Origin of the sequence: Dactylosporangium sp. CA-233914 (assembly GCF_050942935.1) — a bacterium.
GTDB lineage: Bacteria > Actinomycetota > Actinomycetes > Mycobacteriales > Micromonosporaceae > Dactylosporangium.
This window is the reverse complement of record NZ_CP192030.1, coordinates 5,256,617-5,276,164: the sequence shown is the minus strand read 5'-3', so window position 1 is coordinate 5,276,164 and position 19,548 is coordinate 5,256,617. Positions and strand designations below refer to the sequence as shown.

Here is a 19,548-nt window from a genome sequence, read left to right as displayed (position 1 = left end):
CGGATTCGTCGCGGTAAGACGAACGACACGCCGAGAAATCGACAGCCCGACACCGGAAAGTTTTGATCGGCCCCCGATCAGACAGCGGGGCCGTTCCGCGCGATCGAGCGCATGACCGCACCGTAACGCGCCGACGCGACCGGCAGCGTGGCGGGATCCGCTCGAGAGCCGCGTCGTCCGGCACGCCGGCTGTCCGATTGGAGGGAGGAGTGCCTGCGTGCGTGTTTAACGTCCTAGGAACCTAGGTATGACCGACCGACCGAAGCCGGCAAGGTCTCGTCGAGCCCGAGCCCGAGCCGCAGCCGCAGCCGCAGCCGCAGCCGCAGCCGGACGGTGACACGCAGGGCTGGTGCGTCGAGCCGGTCGCGATCGCGCGACGGCCGGGGCGGCACCATGACCGCTTCGACGACCAGCCCAGTAGCGCGTCCTATATCTGCATATCGAAATACTTGTAGACCGCCTGGTCGGCTTCGATCGCGCCGGCCGGCTTCTCGACCGTGACGGCCTTGCCCCAGTCGCTGAAGGTGTACGTGACCGGCGCCGGCGCGTCACCGTCGGTGCCGGGAATCTCGAAGGCCAGACCGGTCAACCGGCCGCTTCCGTCCAGCGTGGCCTGGAACGGCACCGTCTTGGCCTTGTCGCCGAGGGCCGTCACGTCGGTCGGGTCCAGGTACAGCACCTCGCCGCTGATCCGGCCGAGGTCGAGGGTGCCCTTGATCTTGCCGTCCGCGGTCTTCTCCGTGGCGGTCAGCGCTGGGGCCACCTGCTGGATTCTGGCGGGATCCTTCACGTCCTGGAAGCCCAGTCCGGTCGGGTCCTTCAGCTTGGCGGGGTCCAGGTGCAGCCACTTACCCTGGAACGCTTCCGGACCGGGGTCCACCTTGGCATACCAGTCCTTGCCGTCGATCCGGCCCTCGATCGTCATTTTCACGCCGACGAAGTCCAGAGAGCCGTCGAGCAGCACCTTGCCGTTCGCGGGGTCGGCCGATCCGCCGTAGGTGAACATGTCGTTCTTCACGGAGTAGGCATACGGCGTGGCGCTGAAGCCCTTCACCGATGCGGCCAGCGCATCGGTCGGCGACAGCGAGGGTGCCGTCGACGCCTTGCCGCTGGCGGCCGTCGACGCCTCGTCCTTGCTTGCGTCGCCGCATGCCCCCGTGAGCGCGAGCGTGGTGATCGCGACGACCACCGTCCCGAGCCTGGCGATGCTGTGCAAAACCGGTTCCTCCCGCGAATAGGTCTGTGGACACCGAGGTCCGGTCGGGAGCATAACCGTACAGCACGACGCGATGGTGCCCGGTTCTGCCAGGCGCCTGGACGAAAGGCCGCAAAGCGGAAGATTGGCCACCCGCCCGGTTTTCACCCTACGCATGGAGGTTTGCGAGGACCGGCCTGGGCAGGTGGCCGTTCGCCGCACGGAGGCGCTTCGCGTCGCCGAGCCGGCCCCCGGACGAGACCCGACCACTGGAAGAGACGTGGCCGTGCCCCAGCAGGAGCTTCGTAATGGCTGACAGCGACCCCACGCGGGCCGTGCGGCTCGACACCTCAGTACCCGCCCTCCTCGTCAAGATCGGCCGATATCCGGTACACGCCGGTGCGCTCGGTGTGGTTCGCTCACTGGGCCGGCTCGGAGTCCCGGTGTACGTGATCACCGAGGACCGCCTCACCCCGGTCGCGCTCTCGCGCTACGTCGCCGGCCGCTTCGTGTGGTCGGGCAGCGAGTGGCACGACACTGGCCGGCTGGTCGAGAACCTGTGCGCGATCGGCCGCTCACTGGGTCGGCCCGTCGTTGCGGTGGCCACCGACGACGAAGCCGCGGTACTGCTGGCCGAGCACGCCGCCACGCTCGGAGAGCACTTCCTGCTGCCGCGGGTGGCACCGAGCCTGCCGAGGCGGCTGGCGAGCAAGCGCGGTCTGTTCGAGCTGTGCACGGCCCACGATGTCCCGACACCGCACACCGTCTTTCCCACCGGCCGCGAGGACCTGCTGAGGCTCGCGGGCGAACTCACCTTCCCGGTGGTCGCCAAGAACGTGGCGCCGTGGACGCGTCTGCGAGCCCCGGCGGTGCCGACGACGACCATTCTGTCCAGCAGACGTGCGCTGCTGGACCGTTTCGCGGGACTCGACGACCTCTCGGGCCTGCTGCTGCAGGAGTACATCCCGCACGAGCAGGCCGAGGACTGGTTCGTGCACGCCTACTGCGACGAGGGATCGTCGCCGGCGCTGAGCTTCGTCGGCCGCAAGGCGTACGCATGGCCGCCGGGACGCGGGTGCACCGCCGATGCGCGCGCGGCCCGCAACCCGGCGCTGAGCGACCTGACCGAGCGGTTCTGCAAGGAGATCGGCTACCGGGGGATCAACGACCTCGACTGGCGCTACGACCGGCGCGACGGGCGCCTCAAACTGGTGGACTTCAACCCTCGCGTCGGCGCGCAGTTCAGGTTCGGCCAGACCGAGAACGGCATCGACGTGGTGCGCGCACTACACCTGGCGATGACCGGCCGCGCCGTCCCGGCGGGCGATCAGGACTACTCGCGCCGGCTGATCGTCGAGAACCTGTACGTGCCGGCCAGGGTGCTGCACCGGCTGGCCCGGCTGCCGACGGCTCCGCTGCCGCCGGACCTGCGCAGCCATGGCGCCTGGCTGGAGGCGAGCGGGACGGATCCGCTGCCGGTGCCCGCGATGGTGCTCCGCTTCGGCGGGCAGGCCGTCGCCTCGGCGCTGCGCGCGGCCTACCGCCGCGTGCGGCGGCGGCTGGCCGGATCCGCGCGGTCCCGCAGCCGCCTCCCCCAGCGTGGGAGTCGTCCCGGCGGTGGCCGGTGACCTCACCCCGGGCCCCACGGGTCTCCATCGGCATTCCCGCGTACAACGAGGCCGCCAACATCGGGCGCCTCCTGCGCGATCTCCTCGCGCAGGACGAGACCGGCTACGAGCTCGTCGAGATCGTCGTCGCCTCCGACGGCTCGTCCGACGACACGGCGGCCATCGTGCGAGCAGTTCCCGACCGGCGCGTCAAGCTTCGCGACTCGCGGGAGCGGCTGGGCAAGACGACCCGGATGAACGAGCTCCTGTCGAGCTTCGACGGTGACATCCTCATCCTCCTCGACGCCGACGTGGCGCTCGACGCGCCGGACTTCCTCTCGCGCGCCGCCCGTGACTTCCGGCCCGGGTACGGGGTGATGGCCGTCAACGCCGTGCCACTTCCCGGCCGCACTCTGGTGGAGAAGTGCGTGATCGCCGGCTCGTCGGCGGTCGAGTCCGCCGCCACGCGCTGGGACGGTGGCTCGAACTGTCTGGCGTTCCGGGGGGCGTGCCTGGTCCTGGGGCAGGAGTTCGCCCGCCGGCTCGAGCTGCCGGCATCGGTCGTCGCCAACGACGCCTACGTCTACTTCCGCGCCCGTCAGCTCGGTTACGAGCCGAAGTACGACCGCGAGGTCCGGGTGCGTTTCCGGGTTCCCGGCACCCTTCGCGACCACCTGCGCCAGTCGGAGCGCTTCCGGCATTCCGGCGCCGAGCTGGCTCGCGAGCTCGGCGACCTCAGCATCCCCGCGTCCTACCGCGCCCCCCGGGGCATCCTGGTCCGCGCCTTTCTGGCGCAGCTGCGCAGACGACCCCTCGCGCTGAGCGGATACGTCGCGCTGACCGTCTACACCCGCGCGCGCATCGGCCGGAAACCCGACGTCACCTGGGACATCGCCACGTCGACCAAGGAGCTTGGTATTCCGTCATGCACGAGCGAGTAGTGAACACGACCATCTTCTTCGATTACGAGAGCACCTGGGGCATGCCCGCCGCGATGCCCTACGACCTGGCCGCCGCCACCACCGCCCTGCTCGGCGTGCTCGGCCGCCACGACGCCCGAGCGGTGTTCAACACCACCGGCAAAATCGTGGAGGAGCAGCCGGAACTGATCACCCGCATCGCGGGTGCCGGGCACGAGATCGCCATCCACGGGTACGAGCACACCAACCCGGCACACATGAGCGCCGCCGACAACCAGCGGTTCGAGGCCGACCTGGCCGGCGTGGAGGAAAGGATCGTCGAGCTCACCGGCACCCGTCCGGTCGGGTTCCGCTCGCCGCACCTCGGCGCACCGAGATTCTTCGACGCCGCGACGTACGACATCTTCGAGCGCCGCGGCTACGCCTGGGCCTCCAACCGGGAGATCCGCTTCGTCGACGAGGCCACCTCGCCCCACGTCATCGGCCGCGGCGACGTCGTCGGCCTGGCCGGCAAGCTCATCGGCCGCCTCGGTCTGGACCGGGTCCGGCTGCTGCGCCGGACCGGGCTGGTCCTGCTCAACCTGGACCTCGTCTGGCGTGAGCAGACAAGGCGCCCCGCGAGCCGCGTCGCCAACCTCGTCTGGCTCACGCGGCCGGTCCCGTTCCAGCGCCGGCAGCTGACCGAGATTCCCGTGCTGTCGCCGCTGGACGTGGACTTCCTCAGCGCTCGCGTCGACCCCGCACAGCCGTCGTCGCAGCGACAGGTCGACCACATGGTGAACAGCCTCTGCCGCCTCTTCGACGAAGCCCGGGAGCACTTCAACCTCAACTTCCACGACTGGGTCATCGGCACGTCGAACCGCATCGAGGTGCTCGACCGGACGGTCGCGCACATCGCCGCCAGTGGCCGCGCCCGGTGGGTGCTGGCCCGCGAAGGAGCGACCCGGCGCCGTGCTTAGTCTCACCCGGCAACGCTCAGCCGCGGCCAGCGGCGTCATCCTCGTGCTCCGCTTCGGGGTCGGTGCCGTCCTCAACTACAGCCTCGGCGTCATCCTGGCCTGGATGCTGACGCCGGCGCAGTTCGGGTCCGTCAGCGTGCTGCAGAACGTGCAGTTCCTCTGCGCCGCGCTGCTGTCCGCCGGCTTCCCCTGGGCACTCACCGGCATCATCGCGCAGGCGGACGCCCGGCTCGGCGTCGACGCGGCGTATCGGGCCGCTCTGGTCGGCAACATCGCCTTCGGCGCCGTGCTCGCCCTCGCCTTCACGGGCGTGCAGATCACTCGCGGCGTGGTGCCCGGCATCTCCGTCATGACGGTCGCGGTGATAGCGGCGACGATCGCGATCACCTCGGTGAGCACGACCCTGCAGGGGGCGTTGCACGGAGAGCGGCGCTTCGACGGCCTGAGTTTCATGCAGACGACGAGCATCGGCGCGAAGGTCGCATTGACGCTGATGCTCGCCGTCGTCGTGCAGCTGCGGATCGGCGCGGCGGCGGTCGGATTCCTGGGTGGCGCGATCGCGGCGACGGTCGTCGGCGCCTGGGCACTGCGGGACCGGCTGCCCCGGCCCGGCCCGATGGCCTGGCGCGCCACCACGTCCCGGGCACTGTCGATGGCCGTGGCCACCTCCGCGGTCAGTCTCATCCTGACAACCGATGTCGTCGCGCTGAGCCTCATCGGCCAGCGGCACGGCGTGAGCGCGGAGGACATGGCGGTCTACCAGGCGGCGGCGGTCCTCGCCCGGGCGCCGTACTTCATGGCCGAGACCCTCAGCAGCGCCGTGTTCCCCTTCATCGCGAAAGCGGAGACCGCGGCCTCGGTGAGATCCTGGTTTCTCGCCGCCTACCGATGGGTGCCGCTCGCGCTGGTGCCGTTGCAGCTGGTCCTGCTGGTCGCCCCGGAGACCGCGCTGGCGCTGTTCTTTCCCGCGCCGTACGGAGGCGGCGCCGACCTGCTGCGCATCCTCGCCGTCGGCGCCCTGGGACTGCTGACCGCCGACATGCTGCTCAAGACGCTGTACGCGCGCGGCATGACGGCGCCGTTGGCGCGGCGCGTCCCCATCGCGCTGCTGGTCGAGGCGGTCGCCCTCGTCATCGCCGTGCCCCGGTGGGGAACGACGGGGGCCGCTGCCGCGTTCGCCCTGGGGAGCTGGACCGGGGCGATCGTGCTCGGCCATCTCTTCGTCAGCCGATACGGCGCGTACTGGCCGAGCCGGCGGGCCGTCATGCGATACCCGCTGGCCCTCGCGCCATTGGTGATCCTGCTGGCGACGGCCGACGTCGTGCCGGAGCTGCCCGCCCTGGCGGTGATCGCGGTCGGCCTCGCCCTCTATGCGGTCACCGCCGTTCGGGCCCGGCTCGTGCGGGACGAGGACGTGGCCCGCGTCTGGACGTTCCTGCGGCGGTTGCGACCGAAGCGACGGGCCGCCCAGGCATGAAGAGACGTGCAACGACGGTGCGATGGATTCCGTACACATTCGTCGCGACCGTGCTGCTGGGCTACACCCTGTTCGTACACGCCACGGGTACCGGTCGCACCGCCGTGGATCTCGAGGCGGAGTCGATGACGGTCACGTCCGGTTCGGCCGGCACCTACCGCGATCCCGCGGCCTCGGGCGGACGAGCCCTGCAGATGTGGACGGACGCGACCGCGAGCGCGGAACTGACCACGCCGGCGGGGGCCCGGCTCGTCGTACGCGCTCGCGGCGACCAGTGCGCCGGTGCCCCGGCCATGCAGGTGCAGGTGGACGGCCGGGTGGTCGAAACGGTCGGTGTCCACGCGTCCACCTGGGCCGACTACGTCATCGCGGGCACCTGGGCAGCAGGTGTACACAAGCTGTCCCTGAGCTTCACCAACGACTCCGTCTCCGAGTCGTGTGACCGCAACCTGCACCTCGACCGCGCGGTCTTCGACGCGGCGACGCCGGCCTCCTCGCCGGGACCGCAGGCCCGTGTGCTCTGGGGCCTCGGTCCCGGGATCGCGGACGCCGTTGATGCCCCGGTCTACCGCGATGCCGGCATGGGCATGGTCACGACGTGGTACAACGGCCCCGCCGATCTGGCGTGGATCAGCGGGTACGAAAGGCCGTCGACGATCTCCGATCTCTACGGCTCCGGCAAGGCGATCGAGCTGGTGGTGTGGCTCGCGGATCACCCGCAGTACGCGGTCAGTGAACAGTTTCAACACGACATCAAGGCGGTAATCTCGGCGTTGAAGGGCAGCGGGCCGCACTACGGGCCGCTCTACGTCGTCCTGTTCACCGAGTGGGAGACCTACTCGTCCGACCCCGGATACCCCGGGCTCCTGAAGGCGGCATACCTCAAGGCGGCGGCGGCCATCCACGCCGAATACGCCGAGGCGCGGGTCGCACTGGGCTTCGGCGGCTACCTGTGGGGCAGCTCGGGCAACCGCGACCTGTCGTTCTGGTCCGACACGATCGCCGCGAGCGACTTCACCGCGGTCCAGCAGATGCAAGCCTGCGACAACGAGCACGACGGGCAGAGCGCGCTGGTCGCCCAGATCCGCGATTCCGTGCGGCAGCTGGGCTCGTACGGCAAACCGGTCATGATCTCGCATTTCAAGCTGTGGGGTGGCCCCGAATGCCAGGTGCGCGCGTTCGACAAGTTCACCAAGGCGATGCTGAACGATTCCTCGATGGCGGAGCTGACAAACGACGGGCTGTTCGCGTGGAACTTCATGCTGGATCACTATATCGACGACCCGGGCCCGGTCCGCGATGCGTCGGCGGCCCTTATCGGCAGGTATTCGGCATCGCTTCCGCCGGCGCTGCACACTCCGACGGCCGGCCTTCCCGGCTAGCCGCCGACTCTTTCATTCTTCAGCCGGCCGACAAAGGGACTGATAGGCTCGGCGACAAAGCCACTGCACGGTGCGTCGACCCTGCCCGGATGCGGGCCGCGCCAGAAGCCGGCAGCGCGGGATTCAGCCCATTCTTCGGCTGGCGACAGCCGCACCGACCATCAATCAACTTCCGCTTAGGTGAGGTTGTGAAATTGCGTCTGCAACAACGGGGAAGTCAGGAAAATTCTGGACCTACTTTCAGGGCCGGTGGCGTCGGCGGACCGCTCATCTCCGACGTCGCACGACCCGCGGTGGACCTCGAGGTGATCATCCCGGCATACAACGAGGAGGCCCGCATCGCCGCGACGCTGCGGGAGCTGGCGAACAGCACGGCCCGGCTGCCGTGCAGCGTCGGCATCGTGGTCGTCGACAACGGCAGCACGGATCGGACCGCGGACGTCGCCGACCACGCCTGCGGCGATCGGCACGTCCACCTGATCGGCTGCTCCCGCCAGGGGAAGGGGGCGGCCGTGCGGCGTGGAATCCTGACCTCGCGGGCGCGGTGGGTCGGGTTCTTCGACGCCGACTCGTCGACACCGGCCGACCTGATCCCAGGCGTCGTCGAGCTCCTGTCCGCCGGTCACCGGATCGTCATCGGATCCCGGTACTGCAGCGGCAGCCGGCTCCTGGTCCGTCAGCCCCTGATCCGGCGCATCGGCAGCATCGGATTCCGCAGGCTGAGCCGGGGCATGGTCGGTGACCTGTCCGACACGCAGTGCGGCTTCAAGTTCTTCGAAGCGGCACTCGCCCGGCAACTCTTCATGCAATCGCGCCTCTCGGGCTTCGCGTTCGACCTCGAATTGCTCGCCCTGGCGCACCGGTCGAACATTCCGATCACCGAATTGCCGGTCGACTGGACGGAGCACGGCGGCTCGACGTTACGGCTGGTGAGGGACGGCGCCCGGGCCTATCTGGAATTGATCAGTCTCCGCATGCTGGGCACCGGTCCGGGCGACCCGCTGGCACTGCGACCGGCAATCATCACCCAGTCCCGGGAGCGGGAAAGAATGCTTCTCGAAACGTAATCTCGTCCACCGACAGAAAACCATTCATACGACCCTGGGGAGGAACCGCGGTGACAGTTCAGCACGTCGCGGTGCTCAATTGGCGGGACAGAAGTCACCCGCGCGCCGGCGGCGCCGAACTTTACTGCGAGCAGGTCGCGCAACACCTTGTGCGGCAGGGTGTCGCGGTCACATACCTGACGGCCCGAATAGCCGGTCGCCCGGCCGTCGAGCAGCGGCAAGGCTTTCGCGTCGTCCGCATGGGTGGAACGTTCACGGTCTACCTCGCGGTGCTGGTGTGGCTCTGGCGGCATCGCAAGCACATCGACGGCGTCGTCGATTCGCAGAACGGGATTCCCTTCTTCGCTCCGCTTGCCGTGGGGCGGCGGGTTTCCGTCGTTCTGCTGATCCACCACGTCCACCAGCGACAGTTCGCGGAGTACTTCGGCTGGCCGATGCGGTGGATCGGCCGCTGGCTGGAGAAGACCGCCACGAGACTGGTCTACGGTCACCGGCCGATCGTGACCGTCTCGCCCTCCTCCCGCAACGCGATCCGCCGGGAGCTGCGGCTCAAGGGAAGGGTCTTCGTCGTGCCGTGCGGGATGGACGGCCCCGACGTGCCGGACGTCGCACGCCGGGCGGCCCGGCCGCGCATCGTCTGCGTCACTCGCCTCGTGCCGCACAAGCGGATGGACCTCGTGCTCGAGGCCGTCGCCAAGGCCCGGACCGTGGCGGGCGACCTGGAACTGCACCTGGTCGGCGACGGCCCCGAGCTCGACGGCGTTCGCGCGCACGTCAAGCGGCTCGGGCTCGAAGCGTCCGTCGTCGTACACGGGCGTGTCACCGATGCCGAGCGGACGGCGGTTCTGCAGACGGCGTGGATCACCGTCAGCGCGTCCACCGGTGAAGGATGGGGACTGAGCATCCTGGAGGCGGCTGCCCTCGGCGTGCCGGCGGTGGCGTTGCGGGTGGCCGGAGTGCAGGACGCGGTCCTCGACGGCCGGACCGGCGTGCTGGTCGACGACGAGTCGCAGCTCGCCGACGCGATCGTCGAGCTCGTCGAACGCCTGCGCCACCCGGCGGAAGCGACGGCCTGGGCATCGCGGGCCTGGGCCTGGTCCGCGCGGTTCACCTGGGAGCGCACGGCGACGCGGATCCGGTTCGTGCTGGACGCCGAAGCGGCTCGGCTCGCGCTCCACCGGCCCGAGCACCGGGCGGCGGGTGACGTCGTGACGGTCGTCGAGCTGACCGGATCGGCACTGCCCGACGCCAAGGATCTGCGAATGCGGTGCCGGCATACCGACATCTGGTCGGCGCGCGGCGACCGGCTCGTCGGACTCATCCACGGCGCTGACGAGGTCGACGCGCTCACCGTCCTGCAGCGTGCCGGGGTGCAGCCCAGCGAACAGGTCTGCGTCCGCCTCCGGGTCGGCCGGCCGCACGACCTGCTGGAGTACGCGTGAGCAACGCCACGACGCAAGTACTACCGCTGATCCCCCATGAATCCTCCACCCAGCAGCTCGCGACGCCGGCGGCACCGGCGGACCGGCAGCGCGTGGACAAACCCCGATCGCTGCGTGTGCCGGCGGCCCTGGCCGTCATCGTCGCGGTCGGGGTGCTGCTGCGTGTGGTCCCGCTCAGAAGTGTCTGGCTCGACGAGGCGATCAGCATCGGACAGGCGCGCCTGCCGTACCTCAGAATGCTGCACGACCTGCGCTCCGCCGACGTCCATCCGCCGCTGTGGGGCAGCGTTCTGTGGCTGGACGTCCGCCTGCTCGGCGACGGTCCGCTCGCCGTCCGCGTCCCGTCCTTGATCATCGGCATCCTCTCCATTCCGCTGATGTACCTGGTCGCCCGGGAGCTCTACGACCGGCGCGCCGGCGTCGCGGCGGCACTGCTCATGGCGGTGTCGCCCATCGCCGTCTGGTACTCCGCGGAGGCGCGGATGTACCCGTTCTACATCTTCTGGTCGCTGCTGGCCGTGCTCGGACAGGCCCGGGCGCTGCGGCGCGGGGGATGGCTGGACTGGGGCCTGTTCGCGTTCGCCTCGGCCGGCCTCGTCTATACCCACTACTTCTCGATGCTGCAGTTGTGCGCACAGCACCTGCTGTTCGCCGCCATCCTGGTGCGGCGCCGGCTCAAACGGCAGCGGTCGGCCCGCCGCCTGCTCGCCGGGTGGTTGACGGCCATCGCGGTGACGCTCGCGCTGTTGCTGCCGCTGGTTCCGTACGCGGCGGAGCAGGTCGGGAACTTCATCGGGTCCAGCGCCGGCGCGTCCGGCGGCGGCGCCCCGGCCGGCGACGCCGGTCAGCGCTTCCTCTCCCTGTACGTGATCCTGGCCAACCTCGTCTGGGCGATGTGGGGCTACCACTCCGACGCCGCCATGGAGCAGCTGGTCGCGCTGTGGCCCGTCGGCATGCTCGCGATCCTGCTCCTGCTCGGCCGGGGTCGCTCCCGCTCCACGACCTTGCTGGTGTCGCTCGTCATCGTTCCCTTCGCACTCGCGTACCTGCTCGGCGCGAAGCAGCGGACCTTCTTCGAGCTGCGCTACTTCATCTCGGTGCTGCCACCGCTGCTCATCCTCACCGCCCGTGCGGCGACCAGCTGGCTGCGAACTACGTCCGCGAGGGCGACGGCGGTCGCCGCGATCGCGCTGAGCATGCTCCTCGGCCTCGGGGACCAGCAGCTGAACCCGGCCAATCCCCGCCTCTACGACTACAACGGAGCCTTTCGTCTCGTGAACCAGGAAGCCGCCACCGGCGACCTCATCCTGTTCGCCCCCGCGTACCTCGAAGTCGTGGTGAGCTACTACCACCCCGCCGTCACCGCCGCGCCGATCAGGGGCGGCGTCCCGGTGCCGCAGCAGCCCGGTGGCCGCACGTTTCTCATGGCCAGCTACCTCGACAACCCGGACAACGCGAGCCTGGTGGGTCAGGCACTGGCCCAGCTGGAGAACGCGGGCCGGACGGTACAGCGGATCGAGCACCGGGAGAACGTCACGATCTGGATCCTGCGATGACCACGACCGAGACGAGAGTCGAGCGGCCGGCCGACCCGAGAACCACCGAGCCGCGCTGGCAGCCCAGACACCCCAGCCGGCGGGAGGCGACGGCGTTCCGGCTGCTCGTCATCCTGAGCCTGACGGCATCCGTCTGGTACTTCGGATGGCTGCTGCAGCCCGGCCGGGTGGGCGACCCGATCCTGTACTGGGTGCTGGTACTGGCCGAGGCGTTCAACCTCGTGCAGGCGCTCGGGTTCTGGTGGACCTGCGCGCACAACCGGACGTCACCACAGCCCAGGCTGCGCCGAGCCGCGAACGTGAACGTGGACGTGCTGATCCCCGTCTACAACGAACCCGTCGAGATCATCGAACCCGTCGTGGAGGCCGCGGTCGGGCTCAAGGGGGCACGACCCCGGGTGGCGATCCTGGACGACGGCAACAACCCCGAGGTGCGGGATCTCGCGAAACGGCACGGGGCGCGATACCTGCGCCGCGGGTCGAACCGGGGCGCGAAGGCCGGCAACATCAACGACGCCCTGAAGCGCACGCAATCGCCGCTGGTGGCGGTCCTCGACTGCGACCACGTGCCCGGCCCGCAGTTCCTCGAGGCCACCGTCGGGCACTTCAGGAAACGGGACGTGGCGTTCGTGCAGTCGCCGCAGTACTACGCGAACGCGGCCGACAACGCGGTGGCGCGGGCCGCCTGGTCGCAGCAGGCGCTGTTCTTCGGCAGCATCGCCAACGGCAAGGCCGGGCTCAACTCGATGTTCTGCTGCGGCACCAACATCGTCTTCCGCCGCACCGCACTCGAGTCGGCGGGCGGCTTTCCCGAGGACACGGTGACGGAGGACTTCGAGCTGTCCGTGCGACTGCACGCGGACGGCTGGAAATCGGTGTACGTACCCACGGTGCTGGCCCAGGGGCTCGGACCCGAGGACATGTCGTCGTACGCGAGCCAGCAGCTGCGCTGGTCCCGCGGATGCATCTCGGCGATCCCGCTCGTGCTGCGCTCGCGGCTGCCGTTGCGACTGCGGCTGCAGTACCTGCTGTCCGCCTCGTACTTCCTCTACGGCTGGACCCTGCTCATCTACATGCTGATGCCGTTGGCGCGCATCGCGTTCGGCTGGCAGCCGTTGGCGTCCGCGAGCGCGGCCGACTTCCTGATCCACTTCGCGCCGTACTTCCTGCTCTCCATCGCCAGCGTCGCGGCCGCCGGGTTCGGTACCTACACCTACAACGCCTTCGCCCTGGCGGCGACGAGTTTCTGGATAGGCATCGTGTGCACGGTCCGCGCGCTGTTACGGCGTCCGGCGAGATTCGTGGTGACGCCCAAGCGCGGAAGCGGCGGGTGGCAGCCCGCCGCCGTCGCGCCCTCCCTCGTCACGACCGGCGTGCTCATCGCCGTGTCCGTCTGGGGACTGCTACGCGATCCCACGCCGGGAATCCTGAACGCCGTCGCCTTCGCGGTCGTACATTCGGCCATCCTGTTGCGGGGCGCCGCGCCGGCGCTGCGGTGGCCGCGGCGCAGCGTCGCCCCGGCCGCGACGGCTCCCGAACGCCCCGGCGTTCCCGCCCCGCAGCCGGTGTTCGCCGAGCCCCCGGCATCCTCCGAGCAGCCGGCGACGGGCCGCGCCGTCGAGGGGATCGCCAAACCCCGCGTGCCGCTGGACAGGCTGGTCCCGTCGGGCGACGCCGCGACGACGCCGAGCGAGACGAACGTCGGCGCATGATCCGCAGCATCCACGTCACCGTACGGCGCGGCGCTCGCGATGCGGTCGCCGCGCCGTGGGCCGGGCCACGAGTTCGGCCAGCAGGCCGGTCCAGCCGGTCTGGTGCGACGCGCCGAGACCGGCGCCGTTGTCGGCGTGGAAGTACTCGTAGAACAGCAGGTTGTCGCGCCAGTGCGGGTCCTGCTGCAGACGTTGGACCCATCCGTGGGCGGGTCTGCGTCCGTCGGGGCCGCGGCGGTACAGCGAGAGCATCCGCTGGCGCAGGTCCTCGGCGACCTCGCCGGCGGTGAGCTGCCGCCCGGATCCGGTCGGGTACTCGATCTTCATCGTCTCGCCCAGGTGCGAGTGGTAGTCCTCCAGTGTCCGCAGCACGAGGTAGTTCAGCGGCACCCACAGCGGCCCGCGCCAGTTCGAGTTGCCGCCGAACATGCCGGTGCTCGACTCCGCCGGCTCGTAGCCGACGCTCGCGGTGTAGCCGGGCAGGTCCACGCTGAACGGGTGCTGCTCGTGCCACCGTGACAGCGCGCGCAGGCCGTACGGTGAAAGGAAGTTGTCCTCGTCGAACAGGTGCGTGAGGATGCGGCGCACCCGGCCCTGCGCCGCCACGCCGACGCTGACGAACCGCTCGCCGCCGGCGGTGCTGAGCACCTGCCGTTCGGGTATGTCGGTGAAGCTCTTGCAACGGGCTCGCACCCGCAGGAAGTCCTCGTGGCGCAGGACCTTGGTGGAGAAGAGCGGGATGATACCCACCATCGACCGGACCCGCAGCGGCACGGCGGAGCCGTCGGCGCCGCGCAGGACGTCGTAGTAGAAGCCGTCGCCGTCGTCCCACAGATCCTTGTCGCGCATCGCCTCCGAGATCAGCGCGAAGTGCTCCATGAACTTGACGGCGAGGTCGTCCAGCGCCGGGTTGTGCCGGGCCAGCTCGTAGGCCATCTCCAGCAGGTTGATGCAGTAGAAGGCCATCCAGGCCGTCGCGTCGGACTGCTCGAGGGTGAAGCCGGCGGGCAGGTGGGAGCGGTCGATCGGGCCGATGTTGTCCAGGCCCAGGAACCCGCCCTCGAACAGGTTGTTGCCCTCGGCGTCCTCCCGGTTGACCCACCAGGTGAAGTTCAGCAGCAGCTTGGAGAAGACCCGGGTCAAAAAGGCGGTGTCGCGCCGCCCGTCGATCTCGTACACCTGCAGCGCCGCCCACGCCTGCACCGGCGGGTTGAGGTCCTCGAACGCCCACTCGTAGGCGGGGATCGCGCCGTTGGGGTGCTGGAACCACTCGCGGCAGAGCAGGATCAGCTGGTACTTCGCGAAGGCCGGGTCCAGGTGGGCGAGCGCGACGGCGTGGAAGGCCGAGTCCCACGCGGCGAACCACGGGTACTCCCACGGATCGGGCATGGACATGATGTCGAAGGCATCCAAGTGGCGCCAGCCGGCGTTGCGTCCGAGCCGGCGGCCGGGCGGCGGTGGCGGCTGGGCGGGGTCGCCGGTGAGCCAGCGGTCGACGTCGTAGTGGTAGAACTGCTTGCCCCAGATCATGCCGGCGAATCCCTGCCGCATGATCATCCCGTCCTCGGCGCTGGTGCCGGGCGGTGTCAGCGCCGCGTAGAACGCGTCGGCCTCCTCCCGCCGCCGGGTGAGTACCTCCTCGAAGGCGGGGTCGAACGCGTCCGGGTCGGCGTCCGGCGCCAGCCGCAGGGACAGCTGCACCGTCTCGCCGGGCGGCACGGTGAGCCGGTACCAGAACGCCGCCTTCGTGCCCTCCAGCGCCGGGTTGACGGTGGCGGCGCCGTGCACGACGTGGTCGTTGATGCCGTCCTTCGGGTACGGCGTGACCGGCGGGCTGCCGAACAGCCGTTGCGTGTTGGTCTCGTTCTCGCAGTACAACTGCGCGGGAGGCGTTCCGTCCGGCGCCGTCGCGGCCTGCAGCACCAGCGGGCCCAGGCCCTCGTGCTCGATGCCGATCGCGGACCCATCGGCGAAACCCGCGCGGGCCAGGCGCGGCTTCGGTGCGTCCGCCTCCCAGGACCACGTGTTGCGATACCACAGCGTCGGCAGCACGTGGATCGTCGCCGCCTCGGGTCCGGCGTTGGTCAGCCGGACCCGGACTCGCACGTCGGCCGGGTCCGCCTTCGCGTAGTCGGCCTCGACGATCCAGTATCGGTCGTCGTCGAAGACGCCGGTGTCGAGCAGCTCGAACTCCGGCTCCTGGCGGGACCGGCGGCGGTTCTCGGCGACGAGCCGATCGTACGGGAAGGCCCGCTGCGGGTAGTGGTAGCGCCAGCGCAGCCAGGCGTGGCTCGGGACCGCGTCGAGGTTCCACCAGTACTCCTTGGCGTCCTCGCCGTGGTTGCCCTCGTTGCCGGTCAGCCCGAAGATCCGTTCCTTGAGGATCGGGTCGTGGCCGTTCCACAGCGCGAAAGCGAAACACAGCCGCTGGTGCGCGTCGCAGATGCCGCCGAGGCCGTCCTCGCTCCAGCGGTACGCGCGGGAGCGCGCGTGGTCGTGCGGAAACGCCTCCCAGGCCGAACCGTCGCCGCTGTAGTCCTCACGGACGGTGCCCCACGCCCGCTCGCTCAGGTACGGGCCCCACAGGTACCAGGGGCTCGCCTCGAGCAGCCCGTCCTGCGGGCGCCCGAACGACGCCACCCGCTGCCGCTCCGGATCAGTCATGTCGCAAGGTGATCATCCCGGGCACGCGAACGCGTCACTCCGGCCGTGTGAGAGCGGGCCGCGGGAGTGCCTGATCCGTCCGGTGGCGGACCGTCGGCGCCCTGCCCGGCACCCATACCGGTGGCCTAGCGTCTGATGGTATGGAACGTGTGACGGTCGGCGGGCGGGTGGTCGTCCTGGTGCTGCCGGAGGTGAACCTGCTCGACCTGGGTGGTCCGGTGCAGGTCTTCGACGCCGCGGCGACGCTCGGGGCCGGCCTCGGGCTGCAGTTCGTGGCCGAGGCCGAGCGGGTGCGCTCGGCGCAGGGGCTGGCCCTGGCCGGGATCGCGCCGTTGCCGCCGGTCGGCCCGGGCGATCTCGTCCTGGTGCCCGGACCGCGGCTGCGCGAGCCGGACCCGGGGCAGGGCCTGGTGTCGGAGCCGGTGGTGGAGTGGCTGCGGGCGGCGTACGACTGCGGCGCCCGGATCGCGGCCGTGTGCACCGGCGCGGTCGCCCTGGGCGAGGCCGGGCTGCTGGATGGCCGGCGGTGCACCACGCACTGGGCGTTGACCGAGCACATGCGCCGCCGCTATCCGGCCGCGCGGGTCCAGGACGGCGTGCTGTACGTCCACGACGGGCCGATCAGCACGAGCGCCGGCATCTCCGCCGGTGTCGATCTGGCGCTGTCGCTGATCGAGCGGGACCACGGGCCGGCCCTGACCGCCGCCGTGGCCCGCGAGCTGGTGGTGTACCTGCGCCGGGACGGCTCCCACACCCAGATCAGCCCGTTCCTGCGCTTCCGCGACCACCTGCACCAGGGCGTGCATCGGGTGCAGGACCACATCGCCGCGCGCCTGGACACCCCGTACACCCTGGCGGAGCTGGCCGCCGTGGCGCACCTCTCCCCGCGCGGGCTCAGCCGCGCGTTCACCACGGCGACCGGTATCACCCCGCTGGCGTACCAGCAGCGGCTGCGCCTGGAGCACGCCGAGACCCTGCTGGCCGAGACCGACCTGACCATCGAGACCGTCGCCGCGCGCTGCGGCTTCCGCGACGCCCGGCAATTCCGCCGGCTGTACTCCGCCCGCCACGGCAAACCCCCGTCGGCGGCCCGCGCCGCGAGCAGCTGACCCGGTTCCAGTCCTCCCCCGGCCCTACGGAGAAAACCACATGCGACACGTGTTGCTTCGCCATGCCCGGATTCTGGCCCGCGTCCTGCTCGGCGTCGTGCTGTTCGCCCTCACGCTGGCCGGCATCGGGCTGGCCGGGGTCACCGCCACGATGCACGACAGCTACCCGTCGGCGGCGCCGGCCGCCCCGGCGGGAGGATGGCCGCAGCCGGCGCAGGCTCCGCCCGGACGTACCGTCGTCGCGGTCGTCATCGGCTCCACCGGATCGGTCGTCACCGACGTGCTGGCGCCGTACGAGGTCTTCGCCCGGTCCCAGCACTTCTTCGTCTACACCGTCTCCGCCCGCCGCGACGCCGTGGCACTCTCCGGCGGCCTGCAGGTCGTCCCCGACCACGCCGTCGCCGACATCGACAGCGGCGCCGTACCCGCACCCGACGTCGTCGTCGTGCCCGCCGTGGTGCAGCCGACCGGGCCGGCCGAGGCGACCCTGCGGACCTGGATCACCCGCCAGGCCGGCCGCGGGGCACGCATCCTGGGGGTGTGCGCCGGATCGCAGTTCCTCGCCACCACCGGCCTGCTGGACGGCCGCCAGGCCACGTCATTCTGGGCCAACCTCGACGACCTGCGCGGAAGCTATCCGCGCACCGACTGGATCGCCGGCCGGCGCTACGTCGAGGACGGCCCGATCACCACCACCGCCGGCGTCACCTCCGGGGTCGTCGGCGCGCTGCGGCTGGTCGAGGAGATCGCGGGCACCGACGAAGCCGCCCGCATCGGCCACGACATCGCGTACCCGGGCTGGAAGCTCGACGGCCCGACGAGCATCGCCACGCACCGGCTCGCCCCGTCGGACCTGCCCTACGGCCTCAACGCCGCCTTCCCGTGGCTGCGCCCGACGGTCGGCATCGGGCTGGTCGACGGCCTCGACGAGATCGACGTCGCCGCCGCGTTCGAGCTGTACTCCGGCACCTCCTTCGCCGCCCGCGCGCTCCCGCTCGCCGCGCGGCCCGTCGTCACCACCCGGCACGGTCTCGTCCTGCTCGCCAGCCCCACCGCCACCGCGACCGCCCACGTCGACCGGCTCGTCGTACCCGGCCTGCGCACCCTCGAGCAGGTCGACCCCGCCGTGCGGCAGTGGGCCGGCGAGCGGCACCTCGGCATCGACCTGCCCCACGCGACCCGCGCCGACGCGGAGTTCAGCTTCGACCCGGTCCTGCGTGACCTCGCCCGCCACACCGACCGGGCCACCGCGACGGCCACGGCCAAGTTCACCGAGTACCCCGCCGCCCGGCTGAAGCTCGCCGGCGCCGCCTGGCCCTGGCGATCCACCGTTCTCGCCGCGCTGGCCGTCGTCGTCGCGACCGCCGTGGCCCTGCTGCCGACGGCGGTCGCGCGACTCGTATCCCGGCTTCGGCGCGCTCAGGTCGCCGACATCGCCCGGCGATGACTCGGCGGCGTCGGTGGCGTCCACTCGAGCACGTCGCGCGGCCAGTGCTGCAGCCGGGCACCCGACTCGTACGTGCTCTGCGCGAAGTCGAGGATCGCCCCGCGCGGATCGTCCGCGCGCCGGACGTCGTCGTAGCTCAGCACGAACTCGCCGAGGCTGGCGTCGAAGCGCGCCGCCGCCGGGCTGACCGGCTGGTCGCGGACGCCCGACGGCTCCGGATAGGTGTAGGAGTAGAAGATCGGCTGCTCGACGCGCATGCCGTTGATCCAGGTGCCGCCGGGCCAGAAGCCGAGCGAGCTCTGCTCGGCGGTGTAGCTGAACCGGGTGATCGTGTCGGCGTCCGGCGGCGGATCGGTGGGCCGGCCCGAGTAGCGGGTGGTGGCGAGGTCGAACGAGCCCCAGTAGAACTGGACCGGGCTGGCCTTGCCGGTGAAGCGGGACCGGAACTCGTCCAGCACCCCCTCGACCTGGCACAGGACGTGCCAGCACCGCTCGGCCTGGGCCGGGTCGTACGTCGAGTGCACCGTGTCCTCGTCGAAGGGGATCGGGTCGACCACCTCCACCGGGTGGGTCCAGATCGCCACGGGCAGCCCCAGCTCGTCGAGCACCGTCATCGTGTCGGTGTAGAAGTCGCGAACCGGCCGGCCCAGCGCGACGGTGCGCCGCTCGCCGCGCTCGGTGTCGATGTGCAGCACGTGGTCGACGAGGTCGAGCTCCATCTCGAAGGTGCGATCACCGTGCGGAAGGGCCGCGGTCCGCAGTCCCCGGGCGGAAAGTTCCAGGGCGACCTGCCACCAGTGGTTCGTCATGGGTCGCAACGCCAGCGAGATCTTGCCCAGGATCTGGGTGTACATGTGCAGCGTGTCGTACGTGGGTTCCCAGTCGCTGACCGGAAGCGCCGGCCAGCGCTGCCGCTGATTGGTCATCGGTGCGTGCTGCCCGCAACGGTCCCGATCATGCCGCCGGCCGCGGATGGCGGCGCCGGGCCCTTCTACACTCGGCCGGTGCTGA

At 70.6% G+C, this 19,548-nt stretch carries 14 protein-coding genes; 11 read left to right on the top strand and 3 right to left on the bottom strand.

Annotation, left to right across the window (positions count from 1 at the left end; genetic code table 11):
• Positions 1–427: 427 nt before the first annotated feature.
• Positions 428–1,189, bottom strand: a complete 762-nt coding sequence (locus ACQPY0_RS23170) for a hypothetical protein (RefSeq protein ID WP_432992282.1) — start codon at positions 1,187–1,189, stop codon at positions 428–430.
• 314 nt (positions 1,190–1,503) lie between these two features.
• Here ACQPY0_RS23170 and ACQPY0_RS23165 point away from each other — a divergent pair, with 314 nt between their 5' ends.
• The 9 genes from ACQPY0_RS23165 to ACQPY0_RS23125 all read left to right on the top strand — a co-directional run bounded on the left by ACQPY0_RS23165 (position 1,504) and on the right by ACQPY0_RS23125 (position 13,317).
• Positions 1,504–2,823, top strand: coding sequence for a hypothetical protein (locus ACQPY0_RS23165; protein ID WP_432992279.1), 1,320 nt, complete (start codon positions 1,504–1,506; stop codon positions 2,821–2,823).
• Positions 2,820–3,743, top strand: a complete 924-nt coding sequence (locus ACQPY0_RS23160; RefSeq protein ID WP_432992276.1) for a glycosyltransferase — start codon at positions 2,820–2,822, stop codon at positions 3,741–3,743. Before ACQPY0_RS23165 ends, ACQPY0_RS23160 begins: the two co-directional genes overlap by 4 nt.
• Positions 3,728–4,681, top strand: coding sequence for a polysaccharide deacetylase family protein (locus ACQPY0_RS23155; RefSeq protein WP_432992273.1), 954 nt, complete (start codon positions 3,728–3,730; stop codon positions 4,679–4,681). Before ACQPY0_RS23160 ends, ACQPY0_RS23155 begins: the two co-directional genes overlap by 16 nt.
• Positions 4,674–6,158: a polysaccharide biosynthesis C-terminal domain-containing protein gene (locus ACQPY0_RS23150; RefSeq protein WP_432992270.1), complete on the top strand. Its 1,485-nt coding sequence runs from the start codon at positions 4,674–4,676 to the stop codon at positions 6,156–6,158. The genes ACQPY0_RS23155 and ACQPY0_RS23150 overlap by 8 nt, the downstream gene beginning before the upstream one ends.
• A 17-nt stretch (positions 6,159–6,175) precedes the next feature.
• Complete coding sequence (locus ACQPY0_RS23145) at positions 6,176–7,540, top strand: carbohydrate-binding domain-containing protein (RefSeq protein WP_432992267.1); 1,365 nt, start codon at positions 6,176–6,178, stop codon at positions 7,538–7,540.
• 89 nt (positions 7,541–7,629) lie between these two features.
• A complete protein-coding gene (locus ACQPY0_RS23140) occupies positions 7,630–8,607 on the top strand; it encodes a glycosyltransferase (RefSeq protein ID WP_432992264.1) in 978 nt (325 codons plus the stop codon).
• Between the two features lie 50 nt (positions 8,608–8,657).
• Positions 8,658–10,049: a glycosyltransferase family 4 protein gene (locus tag ACQPY0_RS23135; RefSeq protein ID WP_432992261.1), complete on the top strand. Its 1,392-nt coding sequence runs from the start codon at positions 8,658–8,660 to the stop codon at positions 10,047–10,049.
• A complete protein-coding gene (locus ACQPY0_RS23130) occupies positions 10,046–11,605 on the top strand; it encodes a glycosyltransferase family 39 protein (RefSeq protein ID WP_432992258.1) in 1,560 nt (519 codons plus the stop codon). The genes ACQPY0_RS23135 and ACQPY0_RS23130 overlap by 4 nt, the downstream gene beginning before the upstream one ends.
• Complete coding sequence (locus tag ACQPY0_RS23125) at positions 11,602–13,317, top strand: glycosyltransferase family 2 protein (protein ID WP_432992255.1); 1,716 nt, start codon at positions 11,602–11,604, stop codon at positions 13,315–13,317. The genes ACQPY0_RS23130 and ACQPY0_RS23125 overlap by 4 nt, the downstream gene beginning before the upstream one ends.
• A gap of 15 nt (positions 13,318–13,332) precedes the next feature.
• Here the strand turns inward: ACQPY0_RS23125 and ACQPY0_RS23120 are convergent, their stop codons facing one another.
• Complete coding sequence (locus tag ACQPY0_RS23120) at positions 13,333–15,981, bottom strand: MGH1-like glycoside hydrolase domain-containing protein (RefSeq protein ID WP_432992252.1); 2,649 nt, start codon at positions 15,979–15,981, stop codon at positions 13,333–13,335.
• Positions 15,982–16,121: 140 nt separating this feature from the next.
• On the opposite strand from ACQPY0_RS23120, the gene ACQPY0_RS23115 reads away from it, so the two are divergent.
• Together ACQPY0_RS23115 and ACQPY0_RS23110 are read left to right on the top strand one after the other, a co-directional pair.
• On the top strand, positions 16,122–17,090 hold the full coding sequence (locus ACQPY0_RS23115; RefSeq protein ID WP_432992249.1) for a GlxA family transcriptional regulator: 969 nt from the start codon (positions 16,122–16,124) through the stop codon (positions 17,088–17,090).
• Positions 17,091–17,130: 40 nt separating this feature from the next.
• A complete protein-coding gene (locus tag ACQPY0_RS23110; protein ID WP_432992246.1) occupies positions 17,131–18,537 on the top strand; it encodes a DJ-1/PfpI family protein in 1,407 nt (468 codons plus the stop codon).
• On the opposite strand, the gene ACQPY0_RS23105 is transcribed toward ACQPY0_RS23110, so the two are convergent.
• Positions 18,510–19,463 (bottom strand): DUF5996 family protein, encoded by a 954-nt coding sequence (locus tag ACQPY0_RS23105; RefSeq protein ID WP_432992243.1) that lies wholly within the window; start codon positions 19,461–19,463, stop codon positions 18,510–18,512. The two genes, ACQPY0_RS23110 and ACQPY0_RS23105, sit on opposite strands and share 28 nt — an antisense overlap.
• Positions 19,464–19,548 lie beyond the last annotated feature (85 nt).

What these genes read in the sequence shown, in the direction of transcription:
- ACQPY0_RS23165 (WP_432992279.1), top strand. Translation starts at nt 1,504, where the DNA reads ATGGCTGACAGCGACCCCACGCGGGCCGTGCGGCTCGACACCTCAGTA.
- ACQPY0_RS23155 (WP_432992273.1), top strand. Translation starts at nt 3,728, where the DNA reads ATGCACGAGCGAGTAGTGAACACGACCATCTTCTTCGATTACGAGAGC.
- ACQPY0_RS23140 (WP_432992264.1), top strand. Translation starts at nt 7,630, where the DNA reads ATGCGGGCCGCGCCAGAAGCCGGCAGCGCGGGATTCAGCCCATTCTTC.
- ACQPY0_RS23125 (WP_432992255.1), top strand. Translation starts at nt 11,602, where the DNA reads ATGACCACGACCGAGACGAGAGTCGAGCGGCCGGCCGACCCGAGAACC.
- ACQPY0_RS23120 (WP_432992252.1), bottom strand. Translation starts at nt 15,981, where the DNA reads ATGACTGATCCGGAGCGGCAGCGGGTGGCGTCGTTCGGGCGCCCGCAG.
- ACQPY0_RS23115 (WP_432992249.1), top strand. Translation starts at nt 16,122, where the DNA reads ATGGAACGTGTGACGGTCGGCGGGCGGGTGGTCGTCCTGGTGCTGCCG.
- ACQPY0_RS23110 (WP_432992246.1), top strand. Translation starts at nt 17,131, where the DNA reads ATGCGACACGTGTTGCTTCGCCATGCCCGGATTCTGGCCCGCGTCCTG.
- ACQPY0_RS23105 (WP_432992243.1), bottom strand. Translation starts at nt 19,463, where the DNA reads ATGACCAATCAGCGGCAGCGCTGGCCGGCGCTTCCGGTCAGCGACTGG.